This is a genomic window from Streptomyces sp. NPDC055632 (genome assembly GCF_053618675.1).
Genome location: NZ_JBSHHY010000006.1, coordinates 140,518 through 167,238 on the forward strand (window position 1 = coordinate 140,518; position 26,721 = coordinate 167,238).

Below are 26,721 nucleotides of genomic sequence, written 5' to 3' on the forward strand. Positions count from 1 at the left end.
GATCCGGCGCGCACGTCCGCCGCGTTGATTCGGGTACGGGCGACTGCCCGTGCACACCTCCGGAAGGCAGGAAGCCATGAGGCAGATTCGCCGAAGTGGTCTGGCCACACTGTTGGTCACGGGCGGAGCGCTCGCCCTCTCGGCGGGCGCCGCGCACGCCGACGCCGGCGCCCAGGGCGCCGCGGTCGGTTCGCCGGGAGTCGGTTCCGGCAACACGGTTCAGCTGCCGGTGCACGTGCCGGTCAACGTCTGCGGCAACACGGTCAACGTCGTCGGGCTGCTCAACCCGGCCTTCGGCAACAGCTGTGCCAACGTCTCGGACGGGCCGACGGGTTACGGATCGGACGACGACGGCCGCTCCCACTCCCACAAGGACGAGCCCGGCACCCCGCGCGGCGGAGAGCAGGCCGGCGGCTCCGGAGGCGGCGCCCAGAGCGGCGGCTCCTCCAACGGCGGCGGCTCCACCGCCGAGGGCCAGGCCCAGGGTTCGCCCGGCGTCCTCTCCGGGAACGGCCTCCAGCTTCCCGTCGACGTCCCCGCGAACGTCAGCGGGAACTCGGTCAACGTGGTCGGCATCGGCAACCCGGCCTTCGGCAACACCGCGGTCAACGGCCCCTCGAAGCCGGCCCAGCCGATCGAGAAGCCGACGCCGCGCCCGCAGACCCCCGTGCGGAACATCCCGGCCCCGCAGACCGTGCCGCCCGCCCCCGTCCCGGCCCCCGCGCCGCAGGGCGAGACGGGCGAGGCCGCGCTGGCCCACACCGGTTCGTCGGACGGCCTCGGCTACGCCGCTTCGGGAAGTGCCGCGCTGCTCCTCGGCGGCGCCCTGCTGTACCGCCGCGCGCGCCGCGCCGGAGACCGGGCCTGAGGAAGCGCCCCGTGCGGCGGGACCGGCGCGCGCCGACGCCCGAGCCGTCAGCCGCGCGCGTCCCCGCCGCCACCGCGCCAGGCCCGGAGCACCGCCTCGATGGCGGGCGCGACCCTCGTCCGGGCCTGGTGACGGGGCACCCCCTGCATCAGCAGGGTGTCGTACGGGGTGTCGACGTGCCGTACGCCGGCCCGTACCGCGGCGGTCACCGCGCCGTGGTCGAGCGAGCGGCCCGCGGCCGTGCGCCCCACCCGCCCGCTGCCCTTCGCCGAGGCGTGGGCGGCGATCTCGCCGGCCCGGTCCACCGGGCAGGACGGGAAGAGCCGCAGGATCTCCGCCCGGAGGGCCGCGGTCACCTCGGTGTCGAGGACCGCGCGCCGCGCCGCGTCCCGGGCCCGCCGCCTGGCGCGCGCCTCCGCGTCCGCCAGACAGGTCCGCTCCGCCGAGGCCAGCGCCGCCTCCTCGACGAGGAGGCCCTGGCGCTCGTACCGGGTGCGCCGCCGGTTGTGCCGTACCACCACCGCCCAGAGGGTGCTGCCCTCGCGGGCGCGGCGGGTGAGGGCCGTGTCGCCCCGGGGCAGGAAGACCAGGTGTCCGAGGTCGGCGCAGTCCAGGCAGACCGGCGCGTTGAACTCGAGGATCATCCGCTCCAGCGGCCCCCGGCGGCACTCCGAGCAGCGGCGGCGCTTGAGCGGTTCGACGACGACCGGCGCGACGAGGTCCACGGCCGCCCCCGTCAGCGGACGCCGGGCGCGGCGGCGGCGACGAACAGGGCGAGGGCCTCCTTCGCCCGCTCGGAGCGGCCGGCCCGGTCCGCGGTCCCCACCGCCTCGTGCATGCAGTGGGTCTCCTCGAAGGCCCTCTCCGCCAGGCGCCGGGTCTCGGGGTCGTCGCACACCAACTGGACGCGGAAGAGGGCCTGCCGGGCGGCGGTGCGCTGCCGGTAGGAGGCGTAGCGGGACTCCTCCGCCTCCTCCGAACCGGGCTCCTCGGCCGCCCGGAACCAGCGGTCGTTCTGGCTGTGCCGGTAGTCGACGACCGCGCCGGCGAAGGCGCTGTAGGTCGCGATCCGCTCCTGCCGGAGCTGTTCGGACCGGGCGAGCGCGGCCGTGCGCTCGGTGGCCCGTGCCTGGAACCAGTGCGTGAAGACGACACCCAGCAGGGTTCCCGCCACGGCTATCAGTGCGGCGTCCATGACCGGCCGCCCTCCCGTTTCCCTCGGCCACTCGGACCCCTTGATCATGACAGCCGGGAGGGCGTACGTCACCGCTCGTGTCCGCTACTGCCGGTATCCGCTCAGGAAGCGGCCGATGCGGCTGATCGCGGCGTCGAGGTCGTCGGCGTACGGCAGGGTGAGGATGCGGAAGTGGTCCGGGCGCGGCCAGTTGAAGCCGGTGCCCTGGACGACCTGGATCTTCTCCCGGAGCAGCAGGTCGAGGACGAACTTCTCGTCGTCGTGGATCTTGTGCACGGCCGGGTCGAGGCGCGGGAAGGCGTAGAGGGCCCCCTTCGGCTTCACGCAGGAGACGCCGGGGATCTCGTTGAGCTTCTCCCAGGCGCGGTCGCGCTGTTCGCGCAGCCTGCCGCCCGGAGCGGTCAGCTCGTGGATCGACTGGCGGCCGCCGAGCGCGGCCTGGATGGCGTACTGGGCGGGGGCGTTGGGGCACAGGCGCATGGAGGCCAGCATGGTGAGGCCCTCCAGGTAGTTGGCGGCGTGCCGCTTCGGGCCGGTGACGACCAGCCAGCCGGAGCGGAAGCCCGCCACCCGGTACGTCTTGGAGAGGCCGCCGAAGGTGAGGATCACCAGGTCGTCGGCGAGGGAGGCGGCCGGGTGGTGAACGGCGTCGTCGTAGACGATCCGGTCGTAGATCTCGTCGGCGAGGACCATCAGGCCGTGGCGGCGGGCGAGGTCGAGGATCCCCTCGACGATCTCCTTCGGGTAGACCGCGCCGGTGGGGTTGTTGGGGTTGATGATGACGACGGCCCGGGTCCGGTCGGTGATCTTCGACGCCATGTCGTCGAGGTCGGGGTACCAGTCGGCCGACTCGTCGCAGAGGTAGTGCACGGCCTTGCCGCCCGCGAGGGTGGTGGCGGCCGTCCAGAGCGGGAAGTCGGGGGCGGGGATCAGGACCTCGTCGCCGTCCTCCAGGAGGGCCTGCACGGCCATGGAGACCAGCTCCGAGACGCCGTTGCCGAGGAAGATGTCGTCGACGTCGACCTCGGGGAGGCCCATCTCCTGGTAGCGCTGGGCCACCGCGCGGCGGGCGGAGAGGATGCCGCGCGAGTCGGTGTAGCCGTGGGCCTTGGGGAGCATCCGGATCATGTCCTGGACGATCTCCTCGGGCGCCTCGAAGCCGAAGAGGGCCGGATTGCCGGTGTTGAGGCGCAGGACGCTGTGGCCCGCCTCCTCCAGGGCGTTGGCGTGCTCGATCACCGGGCCGCGGATCTCGTAGCAGACCTCGTTCAGCTTGCTCGACTGCCGGAACTCCATGTCCGACCTCCCCAGTTCCCGGAACCAGCACCGCTCGTTGTTGCTTGGTTTTACCAAGTTCGAGCTTGGAAAGTCCAACGACATGTCTAGACTGCGTCGCATGCCACGTCAGACACGCCGCAGCTACGACCAGCACTGCGCCGCCGCGCGCGCCCTCGACCTCGTCGGCGACCGCTGGACCCTGCTCGTCGTCCGCGAACTCCTCGCCGGTCCGCGCCGCTACACCGACCTCCACGCCGACCTGCCCGGCGTCAGCACGGACATGCTGGCCGGCCGCCTCAAGGACATGGAGGGCGCCGGACTGGTCACCCGCCGCCGACTGCCCCCGCCCGCCTCGGCGTCCGTCTACGAGCTCACCCCGCGCGGCCGGGACCTGCTGCCCGTCCTGCGCGCCCTCGCCGCGTGGGGCGCGCCCGACCTGGGGGAGCCGCGCCCGACCGACGCCGTGCGCGCCCACTGGTACGCGATCCCGCTCCTCGGGGCGCTCGCGGAGCTGGGCGCCGGGACCGTCCAGGTCACCCTGGACGAGGGGGAGTTCCACGTACGGGTCGGGGCCGGGGGAGACGTCGCGTACGGGGACGGTCCCGCCGAGTCCCCCGACGCCCGGCTGCGGACCGACGCGGCGACGTGCCGGGCGCTCGCGGGCGGGGAGCTGACGCTCGCCGAGGCGGTGGCGTCGGGACGGGCGGAGCTCGAAGGAGCGGGGGCGGAGTTCCGGGGAGCAGGGGCGGAGCCGGTCCCGCTTCCGGTCACGGCCCCCGGCCTCACGTCCTGACGGACTCCGCCTCCAGGGCCCTCGCCAGGCGGTCGCGGGCCGCGGTCTGCGCCGCGATCCGGGCGTCGAGCACGGCCAGCCGCTCGCGGGCGATCTCCAGGCCGCGGCCGGACGGCGGAGCCGAGGGCACGTCCCCGTCCAGGCAGGAGCGGAAGGCGGACACGTCGTCCAGGGTGAGCCCGGCGTCCAGCAGGTACCGGATGTTCGCCACCCGCGTGACGGCGCCCTCCTCGTACACCCGGTAGCCGTTGGCGGCCCGGGACGACGTGATCAGATCCGCCTTCTCGTAGTGCCGCAGGGCCCGGGCCGACACCCCGGTCCGCCGGGCCAGTTCGCCGATGCGCAAGGGCGCCACCTCCTCGCACAGTCGTACCACGGCCCGGCGGACCGCCGTTCAGGCGACCAGAGCGCCCCCGTCGACGGGCAGCACCGTGCCGGTCAGGAAGGCGGCGTCGGGCGCGGCGAGGGAGGTGATCGCCCACGCGACCTCCTCGGGCCTGCCGAGCCGCCCCAGCGGGACGTGCGCGAGCTGCCAGGCCCGCACCTCCTCCAACTCCTCGGGGGACAGGCCCGCGTGCAGGCCGATCGGGGTGTCGATCGGCCCGGGGGCGACCGCCACCACCCGGACCCCGGCCGGCGCCAGCTCCACCGCCCAGCAGCGGGTCAGGGTCTCCAGGGCGCTCTTGGTCGCCGGATAGAGGGAGTTGGCGGGCCAGCCCCGCTGGCCGACGGTCGTCGACACGTTCACCACCACGCCCCGGGACTCCCGGAGCGCGGGGACGGCGGCCCGGGTGAGCAGGACCGGCGCGACGAGGTTCGTCTCCAGGAGCGGGGTGATCACCGAGCGGTCGAGGGTGCCGAGCGGGCCGCCGGCGGAGATCCCGGCGTTGTTGACGAGCACGTCGAGGCGGCCGTGGGCGTCCAGGGCGGCCCGGACGATCTCCTCGGCGGCGCCCTCCGCCGTGACGTCGGCGGCGAACGGGTGGATCCCGGGCCGGCCCCCGGCGGTCTCCCGCAGCGGCTCCTCCCTGCGGCCGACGGCGACGACGGTCGCCCCCTGCCCGGCGAAGGCCCGTGCGGCGGCCCGGCCGATGCCGGTGCCCGCGCCCGTGATGACGACGACCCTGGTGGGTGTGATGGTGTCCATGAATCCGATGGTCGAACGGTGACGCCAGTGACAAGGTCAAGCCATGCCCCCGCACGAGCCGTGGACGGCCCTGCCCGGGGAGGCGCGCGAGCACGTGGACGCGTTCGTCGTCCGACGGAGCGAGATCCGGGCGGCCCAGGAGATACGGGAGCCCGGCGTCGCGCCCCGGCCCGCCCCGGCCCGACTTGGCCCGGCTCGGCCCCACCTGGCCCTAACCTGGCCCGGCCCGGCCCGTACGACTGTGCCGACCTCGTCGCCGTACGCACGGGGAGGCCCGCGCCGACCGGCTCCCCGTGCCGCCGCGCGGACCCGGTGGCGACGGTCCGCCGTGCGTACGGGCAGAGTGAGGGGATGCGGTACGAGGCGATCACCTGGGACCGGCTGGCGGAGGCGCTCGCCGGGCACGTCGACGCGTCCGCCCCCGGCGACGGCGGCGAGTGGCTCAAGGTCGGCATCGACGGGCCGCCCGCCGCGTCCGGCGGCGGACTCGCCGCCGCGCTGGCCGAGGCCCTGCGGGCGCGCGGGCGCCCCGTCCACCTGGCGGGCACGGACGGCTTCCTGCGACCCGCCTCCCTCCGGTACGAGTACGGCAAGCAGGACCCCGACGCGTACTACGGCGGGTGGACCGACACCGGGGCCCTGTGGCGGGAGGTCTTCGGCCCGCTGGAGCCCGGCGGCACCGGGCGCGTTCTGCCCGACCTGTGGGACCCGGTCAGGGACCGGGCCACCCGCAGTCCGTACGTCACGCTGCCGCCCGGCGGCGTCCTCGTCCTGCACGGCCCCTTCCTGCTCGGCCACTGGTTCCCCTTCGACCTCGCCGTGCACCTGCGGCTCTCGCCCGCCGCCCTCGCCCGGCGCACGGAGGAGGCCTGGACCCTCCCCGCCTTCGCCCGGTACGAGACGGAGGTCGACCCGGCCGGGACGGCGGACGTCGTCGTGCGCGCCGACGACCCGCGCCACCCGGCCTGGACGGGGTTCGAGCGGTAGGCGCCCCGGACCTGCCGTTCCTCAGGAGGCCGATCAGCCGCCCGCCGGTGGTGCCGGTGGTCTGCCGCCCACCACCGTGACCGCCTCCGCGCCCGCCCCGCACCCCGCCTCCGCCGCCTTCGCCGGGTCCGCGCCCGCGAGCCGGGCCGCCAGGAAGGCCCCGGTGAACGCGTCGCCCGCGCCCGTCGAGTCCACCGGCCGCACCGGAGGCGCCGCCACCCGCGCGGTGACCGCGCCGCCCTCGGCGACCAGCGCGCCCGCCGCCCCGAGGGTGACCACGACCAGCGGGAAGCGCCGGCTCAACTCCGCCGCCGCCCGCTCCGGTTCGGCGTGCCCGGTGAGCAGCCGGGCCTCGTCGGCGTTGGGCAGCAGCACCTCGGCCCCCGCCACGGCCGCCAGGAACCGGTCGGTGCCCAGCGCCGTCAGGAACCCCGCCGAAGCCGGGTCCACGCTCACCGGAACCCCCGCCCCGGCGGCGTCCCGCAGCGCCCGCCCGGCCGTCTCGCGGCTCGGATCCGCGAAGAACAGGTATCCCGAGAGGTGCAGTCGGCCCACGCCGTCGAGCAGCCCGGGGGACCAGTCGGCGGGGGAGAGGCGCAGTGCGGCGCCGCTGTCGGTCAGGAAGGTGCGCTCCGCCGCCGCGTCCACGAGCGCGATGACGGTGGCCGTCGCCGCCTCCGCGTCCCGGACGAGCAGGGGGCGCACCCCCGCCGTCCGCAGTGCCCGCTCGTGCCAGTCGGCCGCGTCCGTCCCCACCCGGCCGAGCAGCCGCACCTCCCCGCCACCGGAACGCACCGCCCAGCAGGCCGCGTTGGCCCCGGCGCCGCCCGGCAGGGTCCGGATCTCCGCCGCCGTGTCCGTGGCCGCCGCGAGCGGGGTCCGGTGCCGGGCGACGACGTCCGTGACCACGTCCCCGACGACGAGCAGCGCCCGCCCGGCGCGGTTCACCGGCCGCCCGCGCCGTGCGCCTCCGTACCGACTTCTCCGCCGTGCGCCTCCGTACCGCCCCCTCCGTCGGATGCTCCCGCGACGTGCGTCCCTTCACGTCTCTCCGTGCCGCCGCTCGTCCCTCCCGTACCGGATATGCCCGCCCCGTACGCCCCCGCGATCTCCGCCGCGAGCCGCACGTTCCCCCGTATCGCCGCCAGGTTGGCCTCCAGGGACGCGCCCTCCGTGTGGACCGTCAGGTATTCGAGGAGGAACGGCGTCACCGCCTGGCCCGTGATCCCCTTCTCCTTGGCCGCCGCCAGGCCGTCCGCGAGCACCCGGTCGTGCAGCACGGGATCCAACTGCTCGGCCTCCGGCACGGGGTTGGCCACGACGAGCGCGGTCCGGAGGCCCGCGAGCCGGTCCTGCGCGCTCATCACCGCCGCCACCTCCTCCGGCGTCCGCAGGGTCCAGTCGACCGGCTCGCCCGAGGAGGAGAGGTAGAAGCCGGGGAAGTGCTCCGTGCCGTACCCGACGACCGTCACCCCCAGCGTCTCCAGGCGCTGGAGCGTCGCCGGCACGTCGAGTATCGACTTGACCCCGGCGCAGACGACGGTGGTCCCGACCCGGGCGAGCAGCCGCAGATCGGCGGACTCGTCCTGCGTCTCGCTCCACTCGCGGTGCACCCCGCCGAGGCCGCCCGTCGCGAACACCCGGACGCCCGCCGCGTCCGCCAGCCAGGCCGTCGCCGAGACCGTCGTCGCGCCGGTCGCGCCCGTCGCCAGGGCGGGGGCCAGATCGCGGTGGCCCAGCTTCCGCACCGTCGGGTCCTCGGCGATCCGTATCAGCGCCGCCTCGTCCAGGCCCACCCTGGCCCTGCCGTCCACCACGGCGATCGTGGCGGGGACGGCGCCCCCGGCCCGTACCAGCTCCTCCAGCTCACGGGCCACCGCGAGGTTGCGCGGGCGCGGCAGGCCGTGGGCGATGAGCGTCGATTCCAGCGCGACGACGGGACGGCCCTCGTAGAGCGCCTCCCGTACCTCTTCGGACACCTGTGTGGACATGCCCCATTCCTGGCGCACCCACGGGCCCCGCAAACCTCGTTGGCGACCTCCCGCCAACGCGGTCGCCGCGCCCTGCGGAATCCGTCACCGGCCACCCCCGGCGACCCTCCCTGGCGTCCGCGGCACCCTTGCCGCGCCGCGCCGGGACGGGGGTACGGATTCCGTCGCCTTCTCCGGTACCGGGCATCGTGCCTGGTGGGAGCCGTGCCGTTCGTGTGGTCCCGGTCTCGGACGGCCCCCGGATCCCCGCTACAGTCACCGCCCATGACGACACACGACCTGCCCTCCTTCGCCGTCCACATCCCCGACGCGGAGCTCGAAGCGGAGCCGCTCGACCCCGCCCAGATCGTCTCCGGCACGCCCGAGGTGACGGGCAGGGTGCTGTGGGAGTCCGCCGACGGCAAGCAGGTGCGCGGCATCTGGCAGATCACGCCCGGCGTCGTCACCGACACCGAGGCGAACGAGCTGTTCGTGGTGGTCTCCGGGCGCGCGACCGTCGCCGTCGAGGGCGGGGACACCCTGGAGATCGGCCCCGGCGACGCCTGTGTCCTGCGCGAGGGCGACCGGACCACCTGGACCGTCCACGAGACCCTGCGCAAGGCGTACCACATCAGTCTCTGAGGCCCGCGCCCTGCGGGAGAACGTCGAATGCCCCTCGCCCTCCACTGCACGGGCGCCCCGCGCCGCCCGGCCGCCGGAGCCCCCTCCCCGGCGGCACCGCGCTGACGGCGCGTCTTCCGGGGGCTCTGCTCAGGCCTTCCGGAAGACGCTCCGCAGGGCGAGCGCCGCCATCGGAAGGAGCAGACAGGCGGCGATCGCGTTCAGCGGCCCGTAGCCCGCCTGCGAGACGATCAGGCCCGCCGCGAGGCCGCCGAGCCCGGCGGCCGTGTTCATGATGAAGTCGGAGAGCCCCTGGACGGCGGCCCGGGCGGCCTGCGGCACCGAGTCCGTGAGCAGCGCCGAACCGGACACGAGCCCCGCGGACCAGCCCAGGCCGAGGACGAAGAGCCCCAGGGCGACCCGGCCGTGGCTCGCCCCGGCCGTGCCCGCGACGAGCGCCGCCGCGCCGATCAGCCCGACCGCGAGCCCGATCACCGACAGGCGCCCCAGCCGGTCGGAGAGCCAGCCCATCAGCGGCGAGAAGGCGTACATGCCCGCGATGTGGCCGCTGATGACGAGGCCGATCAGCTGGATGTCCGCGCCGTGGTGGGTGAGCGCCACCGGGGTCATCGACATGATCGACACCATGGCGGTGTGCGAGCCCGCGACGGTGACCAGGGCGAGGCGGGCCTTCGGGGACTCCCGCACCGCCCGCATCCCGGCCCGCAGGGAGCGGCCCTCGACCGCCGCCTTCCCGCCCGGCTCCTCGTCGTTCAGCGCGCGGGCGGTGAGCAGCGGGTCCGGGCGCAGCAGCAGGGCCACCACGGCCGCGGAGACCACGAAGACGCCGGCGGCCCAGACGAAGGGGCCCGCCGTGGCCGGTATGCCCAGGCCCGCGACGCTCTTCCCGGCGGGCGCCGCGACGTTCGGCCCGAGCACCGCGCCGATCGTGGTCGCCCACACCACCGTGGAGATGGCCCGGGCCCGGTGGTCCGGCTCGGCCAGGTCGGCGGCGGCGAAACGGGCCGCCAGATTGGCCGAGGAACCGGCGCCGAAGCCGACGAGCCCGGCGAGCAGCAGGGCGAAGCTCCCGACGACCGCCCCGAGCACCACGACCCCGGCGCCCACCGCCCCGAGCAGATACGCGAGGACGAGCCCCGCCCGGCGCCCCCGCGAGGCCATCAGGGCGGCCAGCGGCATGGCGAGCAGCGCGGGACCGGCCACCGTCGCCGTCGACGCCAGACCGGCCAGCGCCTCGGTGCCGCCGACCTCCGTGGCCAGGACGGCGGCGAGCGCGACACCGATGGCGATGCCGAGTCCGCCGAGGATCTGGGTGGCGATCAGCACGGCCTGGACGCGGCGGCGCAGCGCGGGCAGTTCGGCGGCGGTGACGGGGGCGGGGCCGGGTATGCGGCCGGGCAGGGTGGCGTCAGGGGCACCGGGGGTCTGGGTCACTTACGAGAGTGTGCCAGCCGTCCCACCTGATGGGAACGTCCCGACCGCCGATGCGCCGCCGACCGCCGATGCGGCCCGGCCGGCAGCGCCCCTCCGCCCTACGACGCCCCTCCGCCCTACGACGCCCCTCCGCCCTACGACGCCCCTCCGCCCTACGGCGCCCCTCGGAGCGGCGGCCCTCGAAACAACACCACCCTCAGAGCAACCCCCCTCAGAGCAACCACCCTCAGAGCAACCCCCTCAGAACAACGGCGCCGGCAGCACGCCTTCGAGGGCCAGCAGCCGCCGCTTGGTCTCCAGGCCGCCCCCGAAGCCGCCGAGCCCGCCGTCGCTCTCCACCACGCGGTGGCACGGCACCACCACCGGCAGCGGATTGGAGCCCATCGCCGCCCCCACCGCCTGCGCGGCGCCCGGCTGCCCCACGCGCCTCGCCAGCTCCCCGTACCCGACGACCGTCCCGTACGGGACGCCGGTCGCCAGCTCGCGCAGCACCTGCCGGTTGAACCCGGCCGTCAGGCTCCAGTCCAGGGGCAGGTCGAGCTCGTCCGGATCGCCCGCGAAGTACCGCTCCAGCCGGCGTATCGGCTCCGCGAGCAGCCCCGAGGCGCGCTCCACCGGCTCCGCGCCGAGCCGGGACCCCAGCCGGTCCGGCATCCGCTCCCGCCGCACCGCGTCCGCGTGGAACTCGACCCGTACGAGCCCCCGCCCGGTCGCGGCGAGGAAGAGCGGCCCGACGTCGCTCTCCACGACCGCCCACTCCACCGCTTCGATGTCCATGCCGACCACGCTACGACCCCCCACCGACAACCCGGCCGCGACCACGGGGAGCCGTCCGGGACCGGCGCCAAGATCACGGACCGGTCTCGCTCCGGACTCGCGACGGGAAATTCCCCGGTCACATGGTCGCCGCGACTCCCGCGCGCCATAATCTCGCCCCGGGGAGTCAGGAGCCGGCGGAACCGACTGTTTTCGGCCGACGTCGCACCAGGGGTGGAGGACACAGCTCATGCAGGGCACGGTCGACGGATTCAGTTACGGGCTCGTCACCCCGGTGGCCTCGTTCCTCATGGCCTGCCTCGGCGGCGCCCTCGGCCTGAGGTGCACCACCAGATCCCTCCGCCACCGCGACAGCTTCAAGGCGGGCTGGCTCGTCCTCGGCGCCACCTCGATCGGCACCGGCATCTGGACCATGCACTTCATCGCCATGATGGGCTTCTCGGTCCAGCAGGCCCCGGTCGACTACGACCGGCCCCTCACCTTCGCCAGCCTGGGCGTCGCCATCCTCATGGTCGGCATCGGCATCCTCATCGTCGGCTACCGCGGGGCGACCGCCCTCACCCTGGTCACCGGCGGCACCATCACCGGTCTCGGCATCGCCACCATGCACTACCTCGGCATGGCCGGCATGCGCCTCCACGGCCGCATCGAGTACGACACGGCGACCGTGGCCCTCTCCGTGGTCATCGCCGTCGTGGCCGCCACCACGGCCCTCTGGGCGGCCGTCTCCGTCCATGGATTTCTGGCCAGTCTCGGTGCGAGCCTGGTGATGGGCGTCGCCGTCAGTGGTATGCACTACACGGCCATGGCCGCCGTCACCGTCCACCTGAACGGGGCCGTGGCCCCCGGGGCCGCCACCGCCCCCGCCGCCTCGCTCCTCCTGCCGATGCTGATCGGCCCGGCGGTCTTCCTGATCCTCGCCGCGGTCGTCGTCATGTTCGACCCGCTGCTCGTGATGGGCGACCCCGAATGGAGGCGGACCCCCGCCCGGACCGTGCACCGCCCCGGCGTGCCCGCCCCGCGCCACGTGCCGACCCACTACGGCGAGCCCGTCCGCCGGCCCGCCCGCCGCGCCACCCGCGGGGCCGCCGCGCTCCACGGCGTGCACCGCTCCCAGGACTGGTGAGGAGCGGCCCGGAGGCCGTGCGGTGAGCCGATCGCCGCCCGAGTGTCAGTGCCGGGTCGTACGGTGGTTGCATGCGGCCCGTTTCCAAGATCGAACGTACGGTGGCGCCCTTCGAGGTCGTCAGCTCCTACCAGCCCAGCGGTGACCAGCCGACGGCCATCGCCGACCTCGAGCGGCGGATCCGCGCGGGCGAGAAGGACGTCGTCCTCCTCGGTGCCACCGGCACCGGCAAGTCGGCGACCACCGCCTGGATGATCGAGAAGCTCCAGCGCCCCACCCTGGTGATGGCGCCGAACAAGACGCTGGCCGCCCAGCTGGCGAACGAGTTCCGCGAGCTCCTGCCCAACAACGCCGTCGAGTACTTCGTCTCGTACTACGACTACTACCAGCCCGAGGCGTACGTCCCGCAGTCGGACACCTACATCGAGAAGGACTCCTCCATCAACGAGGAGGTGGAGCGGCTCCGCCACTCCGCGACGAACTCCCTGCTCACCCGCCGGGACGTGATCGTCGTCGCCTCCGTCTCCTGCATCTACGGCCTCGGCACGCCCCAGGAGTACGTGGACCGGATGGTCCCGCTCAAGGTCGGCGAGGAGATCGACCGCGACCAGCTCCTCCGCCGCTTCGTCGACATCCAGTACACCCGGAACGACCTGGCGTTCACCCGGGGCACCTTCCGCGTCCGCGGCGACACCATCGAGATCTTCCCGGTGTACGAGGAGCTCGCCGTCCGCATCGAGATGTTCGGCGACGAGATCGAGGCCCTCTCCACCCTCCACCCGCTCACCGGCGAGGTCATCAGCGAGGACGAGCACCTGTACGTCTTCCCGGCCAGCCACTACGTCGCCGGACCCGAGCGCATGGAGCGGGCCGTCAACGACATCGAGCGCGAGCTGGAGGGCCGCCTCGCCGAGCTGGACAAGCAGGGCAAGCACCTGGAGTCCCAGCGGCTGCGCATGCGGACCACGTACGACATCGAGATGATGCGCCAGATCGGCTCCTGCTCCGGCATCGAGAACTACTCGATGCACTTCGACGGACGCGAGCCCGGCTCCGCGCCCAACACGCTCCTGGACTACTTCCCCGAGGACTTCCTCCTCGTCATCGACGAGTCGCACGTCACCGTGCCGCAGATCGGCGCCATGTACGAGGGCGACGCCTCCCGCAAGCGGACCCTGGTCGACCACGGCTTCCGGCTCCCGTCGGCCCTGGACAACCGCCCGCTGAAGTGGGAGGAGTTCCAGGAGCGGATCGGCCAGACCGTCTACCTCTCCGCGACCCCCGGCACGTACGAGCTCTCCCGGGGCGACGGCTTCGTCGAGCAGATCATCCGCCCCACCGGCCTCGTCGACCCCGAGGTCGTCGTCAAGCCCACCGAGGGCCAGATCGACGACCTGGTCCACGAGATCCGGCTGCGCACCGAGCGGGACGAGCGGGTCCTCGTCACCACCCTCACCAAGAAGATGGCCGAGGACCTCACGGACTACTTCCTGGAGCTCGGCATCCAGGTGCGCTACCTGCACAGCGACGTCGACACCCTGCGCCGCATCGAGCTGCTGCGCGAGCTGCGCGCCGGCGAGTACGACGTCCTGGTCGGCATCAACCTCCTCCGGGAGGGCCTCGACCTCCCCGAGGTGTCCCTGGTCGCCATCCTCGACGCCGACAAGCAGGGCTTCCTGCGCTCCGGGACCTCCCTCATCCAGACGATCGGCCGCGCCGCGCGGAACGTCTCGGGCCAGGTCCACATGTACGCGGACCGGATCACCCCGGCGATGGAGCAGGCCATCGACGAGACCAACCGGCGCCGCGAGAAGCAGATCGCGTACAACACGGAGCACGGCATCGACCCGCAGCCGCTCCGCAAGAAGATCAACGACATCGTGGCGACCATCGCGCGCGAGGAGATCGACACCGAGGAACTGCTCGGCACCGGCTACCGCCAGGCGAAGGAGGGCAAGGGCGCCAAGGCCCCCGTCCCCGCGCTCGCCGCGCACGCGCCCAGGGGCCGGGGCAGGGCCGGGTCCACGGTCGAGCTCGGCGACCGGCCCGCCACCGAACTGGCCGCGATCATCGAGGAGATGACGGATCGGATGCGCGCCGCCGCCGCCGAGCTCCAGTTCGAGGTGGCGGCCCGGCTCCGCGACGAGGTGGGAGAACTGAAGAAGGAGCTGCGCCAGATGAAGGAGGCGGGCCTCGCCTGACAGCGGGTCTCGCCCGACGACAGGTCCCGCCCGGCCGGAGGCGGTCCGGTGTGTTGCAAGACCGACACAAAACCGGACCGCCCCTCCGCGGTGTCAGTGACCCTGCGTAGGGTGCTGGACAACCGCACGCACCGGACCGCGGGCGCGGGGAACGCAACGAGAGGGGCACGCGCGTGACCGTGAACATGACCAAGGGTCAGGCCATCAGCCTGGAGAAGCAGGGCGGAGGCAGCCTCACCCAGGTGCGGATGGGGCTCGGCTGGCAGGCGGCGCCGCGCCGCGGTCTGTTCGGCTCGCGCACCCGCGAGATCGACCTGGACGCCTCGGCCGTCCTCTTCGCCGACAAGCAGCCGGTCGACGTGGTCTTCTTCCGGCACCTGGTCAGCGACGACGGCTCGGTCAAGCACACCGGCGACAACCTGGTGGGCGGTGCCGGCCAGGGCGGCGACGACGAGGCGATCCTCGTCGACCTGGAGCGGATCCCGGTCCACATCGACCAGATCGTCTTCACGGTGAACTCCTTCACCGGCCAGACGTTCCAGGAGGTGCAGAACGCCTTCTGCCGGCTCGTCGACGAGACGAACGGGCAGGAGCTGGCGCGCTACACCCTCGACGGCGGCGGCCGCTACACCGCGCAGATCATGGCGAAGGTGCACCGGGCCGGCTCCGGCTGGCAGATGACGGCCCTGGGCAACCCGGCCAACGGCCGCACCTTCCAGGACCTGATGCCGGCGATCCTGCCGCACCTGTAGGCGGCCCGCGCGCCCCGCACCCACAGCTCCCGGAGGCAGCCGCCGCCGGGAGCTGTCCCGCATGACCCGTCCGGCGCCCTGATCCGGACGGCCCGCGAACGACCCGTTTGAACCGCACCGGAACACGCGAATCCGCGCCGGGAAGCACCGAGGGGACAGAGTCGATGACGGCCGAGCTGGTCCGGGGGCAGAACCACCCCCTGCCCGACACCCGACTGGAGATCCGGGTGTCGGCCGGTCATCCGGTCCTCGCCGGAGCCACCCTCGGCGACGAGGCGGGCAGGGTCCCCGGCGCGGAGTGGATCGCCCATCCTGGCGCGCCCTCGCTCCCCGGCGTCGACGTCTCCCGGGCCGCCGCGGCCGACCACCGCCTCTCCGTCGACCTGGGGGCGATGCCCGGGACCGTCCACCGGATCTCGGTCCTCCTGGCGCTGCCCGGACACGGCGGAGTCACCCGCTTCGGGGCCGTCGCCGCCCCCTTCGTCGCCGTCGCGGGACCCGACGGCGACGAGATCGCCAGCTACACCCTCACGGGGCTCGACAGCGAGTCCGCCGTCGTCGCCCTGGAGCTGTACCGACGCCAGGGCGCCTGGAAGGTCCGCGCCATGGGCCAGGGGTACGAGGGCGGGCTCGCCGCCCTCCTCGGCGACCAGGGCCTGGAGCGGTCCGCCGACGCGGCCGCGGCGATCCTGGCGGCGGCCGCCCCGGAGCCCGCCCCCGCGGCGACCGCCCCGCGGCCGCGCGCCCCCGAGCCGGAGCGGGTGCCCCGGTCGACGCCCCCGGCCCCGGACTCCGTACCCCCGGCGGCCCCGGACCCCGTCCTCCCGGCCCCGGTGGCCCCGGCCGGCTCGGACCACCCCACGCCCCTGGCCACCCCGGTCGTCCCGGCCCCCGCCTCCCCGACGACCTCGGACCCCACGCCTCCGCCCCCGCCCCTCCCGCCGGTCGTCTCCGACCCGACGCCGACCGTGCCGGTGACCCCGCCGCGGGGCACGGACACGCGCGCCCCGGGCGGCCCCATCGACTACTCCCACCCGCGCCGCAGGCCCGCCGCGCCCGAGCCGCCGCAGGCCCCGCCCCAGGCGCCGCCCGCGCCGGTCGCCGGGGACGCCTCCGGCTGGTCCATGGACGAGCGCCTGTACAACCAGGTGTGGGGGATGTTCGAGGACCTGGCCCGCACCGCCGCCGCCTACCGCAGCGCCTGCGACTTCGCGGAGTCCCGGCTCGACCGCGAGCTGGACCAGACGCTCTCCGACTACCGCGCGCGGAACGGGGGCGCGAACGACGCCGCCCGGGCGACCGCCAGGGCCCGGCACGACGAGCTGGTGGAGCGGGCCCGGGCGGTCCTGGACCGGGACCTCGCCCAGCTCGCGGCCGAGTCCGAGGTGGTCGAGCCGGCCCTGCCGCCCGCCTACGCCCGCTGGGACAACCCCGTCTGGCACGCCTACCGGGTCCCGACCGAGGAGCCGATGGCCGTCCGGCTCGGCGACCTCCACCTGCCCGAGCGGGCCGAGCTGCGGATCCCCATGCTCGTCCGGCTGCCGCTGGAGCGGGGGCTGTGGGTGGACAGCGGCCGGGGCCACTCGGAGGCGGCCGGCCTCCTCGACGAGACCGAGCTGCGACGGCTCGCCCTGGACAGCGCGGTCGCGCACGCGGCCCGGCTGCTCGCGGCGCACCCGGCGGACGGCTTCTCCGTCCACGTCCTCGACGCGGCCGGAGCGGGCGCCGCCTCCCTCGCGCCACTCGTGGACTCGGGCGTCCTCGCCGCCCCGCCGGCCCGGGGCGCGGCCGGCGTCTCGGCGGTCCTGGAGCAGCTCACCGAGCGGGTCGACCTGCTCCAGATGGCGCTGCGGGGCGGCGCGGCCGACGCGCTGCCGCCCGGCCTGGACACGGCCCGGCAGCTCCTGATCGTGCACGACTTCCCGCACGGCTTCGACGACCGGGCGGTCACCCGGCTCCGGTACCTCGCCGACGAGGGCCCCTCGGTCGGCGTCCACCTGCTGATGGTGGCGGACCGGGCGGACGCGGCCGCGTACGGCCCGCTGCTCGACCCCCTGTGGCGGTCGCTGCTGCGGCTCACCCCCGTGCCCGACGACCACCTCGCCGACCCGTGGGTGGGGCACGCCTGGTCGTACGAGCCGCCGATGCTCCCGCCGGGCAGCGGGGTGCTGGGGCAGGTCCTCGCCCAGATGGCGGAAGCTCGCCGAGGGAAGCAGTTCTGAACTGGAGTTTTGATGATCCTTTAGCCTCGCCTTTACCTTCTCTTGGTGTTTCGGGTAGTGTTCTTCGTGCGGAGGGGAGTACTCCCCAAGCGCGGCGTGCCCGTCAGTACGGACGGATCCCAGTGATCCGATCCCGGGGCGTCGGCCCGGCGGCGGTCAGCCCGCCGCCCGGGTGGAAGAGACCTCCGGCAGCGACGACGCTGATCAGTAGCCGTACGACGCCGGAGGCGCAATGGACGTTTCAACGACCATGTGGGTCCTGACCATTCTCGGTCTGGGTGCCCTGATCGGTGCCGACTTCTTCATCGGGCGCAAGCCCCATGACGTGTCGGTCAAGGAAGCCGGAATCTGGACGATCGTCTGGATCGTGCTCGCCGCACTCTTCGGGATCGGCCTGCTCTTCTTCGGCAACGCCCAGGCGTCCGGAGAGTTCTTCGCCGGATACATCACCGAGAAGTCGCTCAGTGTCGACAACCTGTTCGTCTTCGTCCTGATCATGGCGAAGTTCTCGGTCCCCTCGCACCTCCAGCAGCGCGTGCTGCTGATCGGTGTCCTGATCGCCCTGGTGCTCCGCGCGATCTTCATCGCCGCCGGCGCCGCGATCATCGCGAGCTTCTCCTGGGTCTTCTACATCTTCGGCGCGTTCCTGATCTACACCGCCTGGAAGCTCATCCAGGAGGCGCGCTCCGACGAGGAGGAGGACGAGTTCGAGGAGAACAGGCTCCTCAAGAGCGTCGAGAAGAAGTTCGGCGTCGCCGACCGCTACCACGGCACCAAGCTCTTCATCCGGGCCAACGGCAAGCGGGTGATGACCCCGCTGATGGTGGTCATGCTCGCCATCGGCACCACCGACATCCTCTTCGCCCTCGACTCCATCCCGGCGATCTTCGGCCTCACCCAGGACCCGTACATCGTCTTCACCGCCAATGCCTTCGCCCTCATGGGCCTGCGGCAGCTGTACTTCCTGATCGGCGGCCTGCTCAAGAAGCTGGTCCACCTCAGCTACGGCCTGTCGGTGATCCTCGGCTTCATCGGCGTCAAGCTGGTGCTGCACGCCCTGCACGAGTCCGGGGTGCACGTTCCGGAGATCTCCATCCCGGTCTCCCTCGCGGTCATCTGCGGTGTTCTGATCATCACCACGATCACCAGCCTGATCGCCTCCAAGCGGCAGGCCGAGCGGGAGGCCGCCGAGAGCGTGGCCGACGCCGACGGCACCGAGAAGGACAGCATCGGCGCCTGACGCGGCACACACGGCGACGGCCGGCCCGGGACCCCCTCCCCGGCCGGCCTTCGCCGTTTCCGCGCTCCTGTCCCGAACGGGCTCCAGGGCCTGTCCGGCGGATCGGGGTCGGACAGGCCCTAGGCGGGCGCGGGCTCCTTCACCGCGGTGCGGGCCGGCAGGGTCTCCGGGAGGAGCGCGAAGCAGCCCAGGCTGACCAGGGCCACCAGGGTCAGATACGCCGCCACGCCCCACGGCGGGCCGGAGCCGCCCTCGGAGAGCGCGGTGGCCGCGAGGGGGGTCAGGGCGCCGCCGAGGACGCCCGCGAGGTTGTAGCCCACGGCCGCGCCCGTGCAGCGGACCCGGGGCTCGTACAGCTCCGGCAGGTACGCGGAGACCACCGCGAACATGGTGATGAAGGCCAGCAGCGCGCCCAGGAAGCCGAGGAACATCAGCGGCGGCCGCGCGGTGTGCAGCAGCGCCACCATCGGGAACATCCAGAGCGCGCAGCCCGCGCACCCGGCCAGGCAGAGCGTCCGGCGGCCCCAGCGGTCGGCGAGGAGCGCCGCGACCGGGGTGGCCGCGCCCATCACCGCCACCGCCGCCATGACGCAGCCCAGCATCACCGGACCGCTCAGGCCGAGCCGCCCGGTGCCGTAGGCCAGGGCCCAGGTGGAGACCGCGTAGAAGACGGCGTACCCGACGGCGAGGGCCCCCGCCGTCAGCAGCACCAGCCGCCAGTGGTCCCGGACCACCTCGGTCAGCGGGGCGCCCGCGCGCCGCCCGGACGCGGACAGCTCCTCGAACTGCGGGGTCTCCGCGAGCGAGGAGCGCAGCAGCAGCCCGCCCGCGGCGAGCAGCCCCGCCGCCCAGAACGGCACCCGCCAGCCCCAGGAGCGGAACTCCGCGTCGCTCAGCCCGGCCGTGAGCCCCAGCATCACCCCGTTCGCCAGGAGGAAGCCGACCGCCGGGCCGATCTGCGGGAAGCTCGCCCACAGCGCGCGCCGGTGCTCCGGCGCGTGCTCGGCGGTGAGCAGCACCGCCCCGCCCCACTCGCCGCCCAGACCGAGCCCCTGGAGGAAGCGGAGCAGGAGCAGCAGCACGGGGGCGGCGATGCCGAGTGTCGCGTACGTGGGGAGGCAGCCGACCGCGACCGTGGCGCAGCCGGTCAGGAGCAGCGAGGCGAAGAGGACCGGGCGCCGGCCGTACCGGTCGCCGACGTGGCCGAAGAGGACCGAGCCGAGCGGCCGGGCCACGAAGCCGACGGCGAAGGTGCCGAAGGCGGCCAGGGTTCCGGCGAGCGGGGAGAAGGTCGGGAAGAAGAGCGGCCCCAGGACGAGGGCGGCGGCGGTCCCGTAGACGTAGAAGTCGAAGAACTCGATGGCGGTGCCGACCAGGGAGGCGGCGGCGATCCGGCCCATCGAGGGGCCGGTGGGCGGCGACGGAGAGTGACGGCGGTGCATGTCCCGCGATCTACCCGCCGACCACCCCCGCTACGGGGGCGTGCGGGAGCGCGCCGCTGGTGGGGCGCGCGCCCTCCGTCCGCCCTCGGGTCACCAGCCGCGCTCGCGCCACTCCCCGAGGTGGGGGCGCTCGTCACCGAGCGTCGTGTCCTTGCCGTGGCCCGGGTAGACCCAGGACTCGTCCGGGAGGGCCTCGAAGAGCTTGGTCTCCACGTCGTGGAGCAGGCTCGCGAAGGCCTCCGGGTCCTTGTGGGTGTTGCCCACGCCACCGGGGAAGAGGCAGTCGCCGGTGAAGACGTGGGGGTGGCCGTGCGGGTCGTCGTAGACGAGGGCGATCGAGCCCGGGGTGTGGCCGACGAGCCGGCGCGCGGTCAGCCCGACCCGGCCCACCCGGATCGTGTCGCCGTCCTCGACGGGCACGTCGGTCGCGACCGGGATGCCCTCCGCGTCGTACGCGCCCGCGTAGGTGCGCGCGCCGGTCGCGGCGACCACCTCGGCCAGGGCCTGCCAGTGGTCGCCGTGCCGGTGGGTGGTGACGACGGCGCCGATGCCGTCGTCACCGATCAGCGTGAGCAGCGTCTCGGCGTCGTTCGCCGCGTCGATCAGCAGCTGCTCGCCGGTGGCCCGGCAGCGCAGCAGGTACGCGTTGTTGTCCATCGGCCCGACCGCGACCTTCGAGATCATCAGGTCCGCCAGCTCGTGCACGTCCGCAGGGCCGCCGACCCTCACCACTCCGCTGTACGTCATGCGCTCAGCCTATAGCGGGGGCAGGTCCGGGAGGCCGTCGCCGGAGAGGACGACGAGACGGGCGCCCTTGTCGCCGCGGCCGGACAGCCAGCCGAGCAGTTCGGGGCCGGTGCCCGCGAGGACGACGGGAGTGCCTTCGGTACCGCCGGTCCGCCAGGTGGGGCCGGATCCGTCCTGTCCGAGGCCGAGCGTCACCGGGGGGACCTCCGGCCGTCCCGACCAGCGGTCGGCGAGGAACTCGATCTCCCGCAGGACGAACTCCTCCGGAAGGTCGTCCAAGTCGTAGCCGGCGCCCAGGTCGACGTGGTGCAGCTCCACCTCCACCCAGCGGCGGAAGGGGACCCGGGCCGCGCTGTCGGTGACGCCGTTGCGCAGCTCGACGGTCCGGCCCCAGTCGGCGGGCTTCTCGCCCACGGCCCGCAGCCGGTCGGCGCTCTCGCGCACGTCGGCGAGCTGCACGTCGAGCGGGCGGTACGCGTCGCGCTCGATGTCGGCCTCGCGGGTCGCGGCGTCCGGGTACATGGGGCGTCCTTCGAGGACGTTCACCAGGGCGTCGGCGTTGCGGGCCAGGTGGGCGAGGACATGGCCGCGGGTCCAGCCGGGAAGCCGTGACGGCTCGGCCGTCGCGGCGTTGTCCCAGGAGGCGGCGGCTTCCAGGAGCCGATCGGTCGCCTCTTGTACGGAAACAAGGTCACGCTCGTGGTCGATCATGGCGCCGACCCTAGCGCCGACCGGGCCGGACCACTCGTTCGGGTGAAGAGGTCTCCGGAAGACCGGAAATCGAATGTACGTGCTATACGCTCGATGGAAGCATCCGGCGTCCCCGGTTGTTGGTGTGTAGGCACATCCGCTCTCTCAAGAAAGGTGCGGACCGGCGTGGCCGACCGTCTCATCGTCCGTGGCGCTCGCGAGCACAACCTCAAGAACGTCTCCCTCGATCTCCCGCGTGACTCCCTCATCGTCTTCACCGGGCTCTCGGGGTCGGGCAAGTCCTCCCTCGCGTTCGACACGATCTTCGCCGAGGGGCAGCGCCGGTACGTCGAGTCGCTCTCCTCGTACGCCCGGCAGTTCCTCGGCCAGATGGACAAGCCGGACGTCGACTTCATCGAAGGTCTGTCGCCCGCCGTCTCCATCGACCAGAAGTCGACCTCGCGCAACCCGCGCTCGACGGTCGGCACCATCACGGAGGTCTACGACTACCTCCGCCTGCTCTTCGCGCGCATCGGCAAGCCGCACTGTCCCGAGTGCCACCGCCCCATCTCGCGCCAGTCGCCGCAGGCCATCGTCGACAGGGTCCTGGAGCTGCCCGAGGGCAGCCGCTTCCAGGTGCTCTCCCCGCTCGTGCGCGAGCGCAAGGGCGAGTTCGTCGACCTCTTCGCCGACCTCCAGACCAAGGGCTACAGCCGCGCCCGCGTCGACGGCGCGACCGTGCAGCTCAGCGAGCCGCCGGCGCTGAAGAAGCAGGAGAAGCACACCATCGAGGTGGTCGTCGACCGCCTCACCGTCAAGGACAGCGCCAAGCGCCGGCTCACCGACTCCGTCGAGACCGCGCTCGGACTCTCCGGCGGCATGGTCGTGCTCGACTTCGTCGACCTCCCCGAGGACGACCCCGAGCGCGAGAAGATGTACTCGGAGCACCTCTACTGCCCGTACGACGACCTCTCCTTCGAGGAGCTGGAGCCGCGCTCCTTCTCCTTCAACTCGCCCTTCGGCGCCTGCCCGGACTGCACCGGCATCGGCACCCGCATGGAGGTCGACCCGGAGCTGATCGTCCCCGACGAGGACAAGTCCCTCGACGAGGGCGCCATCCACCCCTGGTCGCACGGCCACACCAAGGAGTACTTCGGCCGGCTCATCGGCGGCCTCTCCCAGGCCCTCGGCTTCCGCACGGACATCCCGTACGCGGGGCTGCCGCAGCGCGCCAAGAAGGCGCTGATGCACGGCCACAAGACCCAGGTCGAGGTCCGCTACCGGAACCGGTACGGGCGGGAGCGGGCGTACACCACCCCGGCCTTCGAGGGAGCCGTCTCCTTCGTCAAGCGGCGCCACACCGAGGCCGAGAGCGACTCCAGCCGCGAGCGCTTCGAGGGCTACATGCGCGAGGTGCCCTGCCCCACCTGCGAGGGCACCCGGCTGAAGCCGATCGTCCTCGCGGTCACGGTCATGGACAAGTCCATCGCCGAGGTCTCCGCGATGTCCATCAGCGACTGCGCCGAGTTCCTCTCCCGGCTCACCCTCAGCGCCCGGGACAAGAAGATCGCCGAGCGGGTCCTCAAGGAGGTCAACGAGCGGCTGCGCTTCCTCGTCGACGTCGGCCTCGACTACCTCTCGCTCAACCGGGCCGCCGGGACGCTCTCCGGCGGCGAGGCCCAGCGCATCCGGCTCGCCACCCAGATCGGCTCCGGCCTGGTCGGCGTGCTCTACGTGCTCGACGAGCCCTCCATCGGCCTCCACCAGCGCGACAACCACCGGCTGATCGAGACCCTGGTGCGGCTCCGGGACATGGGCAACACGCTCATCGTGGTCGAGCACGACGAGGACACCATCAAGGTGGCCGACTGGGTCGTGGACATCGGCCCCGGCGCCGGCGAGCACGGCGGCAAGGTCGTCCACTCCGGCTCCCTGAAGGAGCTCCTCGCCAACGAGGAGTCGATGACCGGGCAGTACCTGTCCGGCCGCAGGTCGATCACCACCCCGGACGTCCGCCGGCCGGTGGACCCCGAGCGCAGGCTCACCGTGCACGGCGCCCGCGAGAACAACCTGCGGGACATCGACGTCTCCTTCCCGCTCGGCGTCCTCACCGCCGTCACCGGCGTCTCCGGCTCCGGCAAGTCGACCCTGGTCAACGACATCCTCTACACCCACCTGGCACGCGAGCTGAACGGCGCCAAGTCGGTGCCCGGACGGCACACGCGCGTGGACGGCGACGACCTCGTCGACAAGGTCGTGCACGTCGACCAGTCCCCGATCGGCCGCACCCCGCGGTCGAACCCGGCGACCTACACCGGCGTCTTCGACCACGTCCGCAAGCTCTTCGCCGAGACGATGGAGGCGAAGGTCCGGGGCTACCTGCCCGGCCGCTTCTCCTTCAACGTCAAGGGCGGCCGCTGCGAGAACTGCTCCGGCGACGGCACGATCAAGATCGAGATGAACTTCCTCCCGGACGTCTACGTCCCGTGCGAGGTCTGCCACGGCGACCGGTACAACCGGGAGACCCTGGAGGTCCACTACAAGGGCAAGTCCATCGCCGAAGTCCTGAACATGCCGATCGAGGAGGCCCTCGACTTCTTCGAGGCCGTCCCGACCATCGCCCGCCACCTGCGCACGCTCAACGAGGTCGGCCTCGGCTACGTCCGCCTCGGGCAGTCCGCGCCGACGCTCTCGGGCGGCGAGGCCCAGCGCGTGAAGCTCGCCTCCGAGCTCCAGAAGCGCTCGACGGGCCGCACGGTCTACGTCCTGGACGAGCCGACCACCGGTCTGCACTTCGAGGACATCTCGAAGCTGATCAAGGTCCTCTCCGGCCTGGTCGACAAGGGGAACTCGGTGATCGTCATCGAGCACAACCTCGACGTCATCAAGACCGCGGACTGGGTCGTCGACATGGGCCCGGAGGGCGGCAGCGGCGGCGGCCTGGTGGTCGCCGAGGGCACGCCGGAGGAGGTCGCCTCGGTCCCGGCGAGCCACACCGGCAAGTTCCTCCGCGAGGTCCTCGGTGCCGACCGGATCAGCGACGCGGCGATCCCGGCGGCGCGCGGCACGAAGAAGACGGCGGCGAAGAAGACGGCGACGGCGAAGAAGGCCGCCACCGCGAAGGCCGCCCCGGCGAAGAAGACGGCCGCCACGAAGGCGACCACGACCAAGGCGACCGCGACCAAGGCCGCCGCCAAGAAGACGGCGACCCGGGCCCGCAAGGCCTGACCCGGGCCGTCACCCGGCAGGGCCCCGTCCGGGGCCTCCGCCGGGCCGGTGCGCCCCCGCGCACGGACCTCCGCCCCACCGGCGGGGTTCCGCGCCGGGGGCGCCGCCGTACCCGCGGTTCATGGGTACGGGGCCCCTCCGTACGGGCGGGCTCCCGCCCCGGAGACCCCGTCCGTACCTACGGGCCCCGCCCCGGAGACCCCGTCCGTACCCACGGCTCCCGCCCCGGAGACCCCGCCCGTACCCACACGGGCCCCCGCGGCCCGTGCGCGGAGCCCCCGCGACCCGTGCGCGGGACGCGCCGGTATCGTCGGTTCGGTCACCGCTGGGGTGTCTCGTCCCCGATCTCACCGTGGAGCGCTCATGTCCGGCCAGTCCAGCCGCCGCACCGTACTGAAAGGCGCCGCCCTCGCCGGTGCCGCCGGGCTGGGGGTCGCCGCCTGCTCCACCGAGTCCAAGCTCGGCCACGCCGAGGTCCCGACCCCGACCGCCCCGGTCTCCCTCGGCTCCCCGGACGAGGTCCCGGTCGGCGGCTCCAAGCTCTACCGCGAGCAGCGCCTCGTGGTGAGCTGCCCCGCCGAGGGCCGGTACAAGGCCTTCAGCGCCCAGTGCACCCACGCGGGCTGCGTCCTCGACAAGGTCGAGGAGAACGAGGGCAACTGCCCCTGCCACGGCAGCCGCTTCGACGTCACGACCGGCAAGGCGCTCCGGGGCCCGGCCACCGTCCCGCTCCCCGAGGTCCCGGTCCGCGTCGAGGGCGGCAAGCTCGTCGCCGGACCCGAGGCCTGACGCACGGACGGTTCAGGACCCGAGGCCTGACGGTACGGACGATTCCGGACCCTAGGCCTGACGGGCGGACGGTTCAGGACCAGTCCCAGTCGACCCCCAGGATCCCCGGGCGCACCCCCTGCTCCACCAGGTGCACCGTGCGGTGCCGGCCGCTCAGGGTCAGCTCCGCGCGGCCGCCGCGCGGCGCACCCGCCGAGACCTGCGCGAACCTCCGGCACCGCACCGGAAGCGCCGCCTCGTCGAAGCGCACCTGGAGCACGTACTGCCCGCCCGCGAAGCTGAACCCGCGCACGTACTCCCCGCTCGCCCCCGCCGTACCGTCCTCGAAGCCGTACGAGAAGAGGTACGTGTCCCCGGCGCGCAGCCGTGCGTCGAAGAGCAGCTCCGCGACCAGCACCCCCGTCCCCGCGTGCCACCGCACCCGCCCGGTCCGGCAGTTCTCCACCGCCCGCACCACCACCCGCGACGGGTCGCAGCCCGGGTCCCCGTGGTGGATGGCCAGATAGCGGTCCACCCCGTCCCGGTGCGCCCGCACCACGTGCTGGGACTCGCGCCCCACCAGCTCCCGCCCCGCCCCGATCCGCACCCGCTCGTGGTGCCCCACCGTGTGCAGCCCCCCGTCCGTCGGGCACTCCATCTCCGCGAGCAGCTCCTCCACCGAGCCGGACGCCTCCACCAGCGAGCGGTACGAGCGGCCCGCCGGGCGCTCCACCTCGGGCCGGGCGGCCGTGTCCTCCGAAAGCAGCCGCAGCAGTGAGTTGCCCGGGAGCTGGAGCACCTCCTCCAGGGCCCGGACGGCCTTCAGGGACTCCGGCCGCTGCGGACGGCGGGCGCCCTGCTGCCAGTAGCTCAGACTCGTCACCCCGACCTTCACGCCCCGGTGCGCCAGATGGTGCTGGACCCGCTGGAGCGGCAGCCCGCGCACGGCGAGCGCGGTGCGCAGCGCCAGATGGAAGGGACCGGTGTGCAGCAACTGCGCAAGATCGGCCTCGGTGTGGCTCACGAGGACTCCTCGGTGAACGTTCACGGTGGGGGAGCGGACCGTCGCACCGCTGGGGACGGGCGGGCAGGTGGGCCGAGGGCGTCCGTTCACACCCGGGTCACACCGTTCACAGTCCGATGTCATCCCGCATTGAAGCGTGTTGACCCGGACCGGACAACGGCAGATGCTCCTGACCAGCGTCCGGACGCGC

At 73.6% G+C, this 26,721-nt stretch carries 23 protein-coding genes and 1 pseudogene; 11 read left to right on the plus strand and 13 right to left on the minus strand.

Going from position 1 to position 26,721, the window contains the following annotated elements; translation table 11 throughout:
- The first annotated feature begins 76 nt into the window (after positions 1–76).
- Entirely contained in the window at positions 77–868 is a 792-nt protein-coding gene (locus tag ACWGSR_RS11340) for a chaplin (protein WP_453565579.1), read from the plus strand.
- A 47-nt stretch (positions 869–915) separates the two neighbouring features.
- On the opposite strand, the gene ACWGSR_RS11345 is transcribed toward ACWGSR_RS11340, so the two are convergent.
- From ACWGSR_RS11345 to ACWGSR_RS11355, 3 genes are all read right to left on the minus strand, one after another.
- Positions 916–1,593, minus strand: a complete 678-nt coding sequence (locus ACWGSR_RS11345; protein ID WP_453565581.1) for a DUF2293 domain-containing protein — start codon at positions 1,591–1,593, stop codon at positions 916–918.
- An 11-nt stretch (positions 1,594–1,604) separates the two neighbouring features.
- Positions 1,605–2,063, minus strand: coding sequence for a hypothetical protein (locus ACWGSR_RS11350; RefSeq protein WP_376237434.1), 459 nt, complete (start codon positions 2,061–2,063; stop codon positions 1,605–1,607).
- Positions 2,064–2,147: 84 nt separating this feature from the next.
- Positions 2,148–3,359: a pyridoxal phosphate-dependent aminotransferase gene (locus tag ACWGSR_RS11355; protein ID WP_453565584.1), complete on the minus strand. Its 1,212-nt coding sequence runs from the start codon at positions 3,357–3,359 to the stop codon at positions 2,148–2,150.
- A 100-nt stretch (positions 3,360–3,459) separates the two neighbouring features.
- On the opposite strand from ACWGSR_RS11355, the gene ACWGSR_RS11360 reads away from it, so the two are divergent.
- Positions 3,460–4,134, plus strand: coding sequence for a winged helix-turn-helix transcriptional regulator (locus ACWGSR_RS11360; RefSeq protein WP_376237429.1), 675 nt, complete (start codon positions 3,460–3,462; stop codon positions 4,132–4,134).
- Here the strand turns inward: ACWGSR_RS11360 and ACWGSR_RS11365 are convergent.
- Both ACWGSR_RS11365 and ACWGSR_RS11370 read right to left on the minus strand, forming a co-directional pair.
- Positions 4,124–4,480, minus strand: a complete 357-nt coding sequence (locus tag ACWGSR_RS11365) for a MerR family transcriptional regulator (protein ID WP_376237426.1) — start codon at positions 4,478–4,480, stop codon at positions 4,124–4,126. The two genes, ACWGSR_RS11360 and ACWGSR_RS11365, sit on opposite strands and share 11 nt — an antisense overlap.
- Positions 4,481–4,528: 48 nt before the next feature.
- On the minus strand, positions 4,529–5,281 hold the full coding sequence (locus ACWGSR_RS11370) for an SDR family NAD(P)-dependent oxidoreductase (protein WP_453565588.1): 753 nt from the start codon (positions 5,279–5,281) through the stop codon (positions 4,529–4,531).
- Between the two features lie 351 nt (positions 5,282–5,632).
- Here ACWGSR_RS11370 and ACWGSR_RS11375 point away from each other — a divergent pair, with 351 nt between their 5' ends.
- Positions 5,633–6,268 (plus strand): uridine kinase, encoded by a 636-nt coding sequence (locus ACWGSR_RS11375; protein WP_453565590.1) that lies wholly within the window; start codon positions 5,633–5,635, stop codon positions 6,266–6,268.
- A gap of 33 nt (positions 6,269–6,301) precedes the next feature.
- Here ACWGSR_RS11375 and ACWGSR_RS11380 read toward each other — a convergent pair whose 3' ends face one another.
- Together ACWGSR_RS11380 and ACWGSR_RS11385 are read right to left on the minus strand one after the other, a co-directional pair.
- On the minus strand, positions 6,302–7,216 hold the full coding sequence (locus tag ACWGSR_RS11380; RefSeq protein WP_453565592.1) for a carbohydrate kinase family protein: 915 nt from the start codon (positions 7,214–7,216) through the stop codon (positions 6,302–6,304).
- A 140-nt stretch (positions 7,217–7,356) separates the two neighbouring features.
- Positions 7,357–8,259 (minus strand): annotated as a pseudogene (locus ACWGSR_RS11385) (pseudouridine-5'-phosphate glycosidase); the annotation flags it as partial.
- Between the two features lie 264 nt (positions 8,260–8,523).
- On the opposite strand from ACWGSR_RS11385, the gene ACWGSR_RS11390 reads away from it, so the two are divergent.
- Positions 8,524–8,880, plus strand: a complete 357-nt coding sequence (locus ACWGSR_RS11390; protein ID WP_366376685.1) for a cupin domain-containing protein — start codon at positions 8,524–8,526, stop codon at positions 8,878–8,880.
- A gap of 129 nt (positions 8,881–9,009) precedes the next feature.
- Here the strand turns inward: ACWGSR_RS11390 and ACWGSR_RS11395 are convergent, their stop codons facing one another.
- Both ACWGSR_RS11395 and ACWGSR_RS11400 read right to left on the minus strand, forming a co-directional pair.
- A complete protein-coding gene (locus ACWGSR_RS11395; protein ID WP_453565594.1) occupies positions 9,010–10,314 on the minus strand; it encodes an MFS transporter in 1,305 nt (434 codons plus the stop codon).
- 240 nt (positions 10,315–10,554) lie between these two features.
- Entirely contained in the window at positions 10,555–11,091 is a 537-nt protein-coding gene (locus ACWGSR_RS11400; protein ID WP_453565597.1) for a methylated-DNA--[protein]-cysteine S-methyltransferase, read from the minus strand.
- Between the two features lie 229 nt (positions 11,092–11,320).
- Here ACWGSR_RS11400 and ACWGSR_RS11405 point away from each other — a divergent pair, with 229 nt between their 5' ends.
- From ACWGSR_RS11405 to ACWGSR_RS11425, 5 genes are all read left to right on the plus strand, one after another.
- Positions 11,321–12,217 (plus strand): MHYT domain-containing protein, encoded by an 897-nt coding sequence (locus ACWGSR_RS11405; protein ID WP_453565599.1) that lies wholly within the window; start codon positions 11,321–11,323, stop codon positions 12,215–12,217.
- A 71-nt stretch (positions 12,218–12,288) separates the two neighbouring features.
- Positions 12,289–14,418 (plus strand): excinuclease ABC subunit UvrB, encoded by a 2,130-nt coding sequence (uvrB, locus tag ACWGSR_RS11410; protein ID WP_376237400.1) that lies wholly within the window; start codon positions 12,289–12,291, stop codon positions 14,416–14,418.
- 173 nt (positions 14,419–14,591) lie between these two features.
- The gene (locus tag ACWGSR_RS11415) at positions 14,592–15,170 is read left to right on the plus strand and encodes a TerD family protein (RefSeq protein ID WP_366376694.1); all 579 of its coding nucleotides are present in this window, start codon (positions 14,592–14,594) and stop codon (positions 15,168–15,170) included.
- A 164-nt stretch (positions 15,171–15,334) separates the two neighbouring features.
- Positions 15,335–17,392 carry a TerD family protein gene (locus ACWGSR_RS11420; protein WP_453565602.1) on the plus strand — a complete coding sequence of 686 codons (2,058 nt, stop codon included), beginning with the start codon at positions 15,335–15,337 and terminating at the stop codon, positions 17,390–17,392.
- 232 nt (positions 17,393–17,624) lie between these two features.
- Positions 17,625–18,632 (plus strand): TerC family protein, encoded by a 1,008-nt coding sequence (locus tag ACWGSR_RS11425; protein WP_453565604.1) that lies wholly within the window; start codon positions 17,625–17,627, stop codon positions 18,630–18,632.
- Positions 18,633–18,751: 119 nt separating this feature from the next.
- Here ACWGSR_RS11425 and ACWGSR_RS11430 read toward each other — a convergent pair whose 3' ends face one another.
- From ACWGSR_RS11430 to ACWGSR_RS11440, 3 genes are all read right to left on the minus strand, one after another.
- The gene (locus ACWGSR_RS11430) at positions 18,752–20,032 is read right to left on the minus strand and encodes an MFS transporter (RefSeq protein ID WP_376237477.1); all 1,281 of its coding nucleotides are present in this window, start codon (positions 20,030–20,032) and stop codon (positions 18,752–18,754) included.
- A 132-nt stretch (positions 20,033–20,164) separates the two neighbouring features.
- The gene (locus ACWGSR_RS11435) at positions 20,165–20,821 is read right to left on the minus strand and encodes an MBL fold metallo-hydrolase (protein WP_453565606.1); all 657 of its coding nucleotides are present in this window, start codon (positions 20,819–20,821) and stop codon (positions 20,165–20,167) included.
- 9 nt (positions 20,822–20,830) lie between these two features.
- On the minus strand, positions 20,831–21,532 hold the full coding sequence (locus tag ACWGSR_RS11440) for a maleylpyruvate isomerase family mycothiol-dependent enzyme (protein ID WP_376237390.1): 702 nt from the start codon (positions 21,530–21,532) through the stop codon (positions 20,831–20,833).
- Positions 21,533–21,697: 165 nt separating this feature from the next.
- On the opposite strand from ACWGSR_RS11440, the gene uvrA reads away from it, so the two are divergent.
- The gene (gene uvrA / locus ACWGSR_RS11445; RefSeq protein WP_453565608.1) at positions 21,698–24,739 is read left to right on the plus strand and encodes an excinuclease ABC subunit UvrA; all 3,042 of its coding nucleotides are present in this window, start codon (positions 21,698–21,700) and stop codon (positions 24,737–24,739) included.
- A 363-nt stretch (positions 24,740–25,102) separates the two neighbouring features.
- Positions 25,103–25,528 (plus strand): Rieske (2Fe-2S) protein, encoded by a 426-nt coding sequence (locus tag ACWGSR_RS11450; protein ID WP_376237386.1) that lies wholly within the window; start codon positions 25,103–25,105, stop codon positions 25,526–25,528.
- Positions 25,529–25,601: 73 nt separating this feature from the next.
- Here the strand turns inward: ACWGSR_RS11450 and ACWGSR_RS11455 are convergent, their stop codons facing one another.
- Positions 25,602–26,531 carry a hypothetical protein gene (locus ACWGSR_RS11455; RefSeq protein ID WP_453565610.1) on the minus strand — a complete coding sequence of 310 codons (930 nt, stop codon included), beginning with the start codon at positions 26,529–26,531 and terminating at the stop codon, positions 25,602–25,604.
- Positions 26,532–26,721 lie beyond the last annotated feature (190 nt).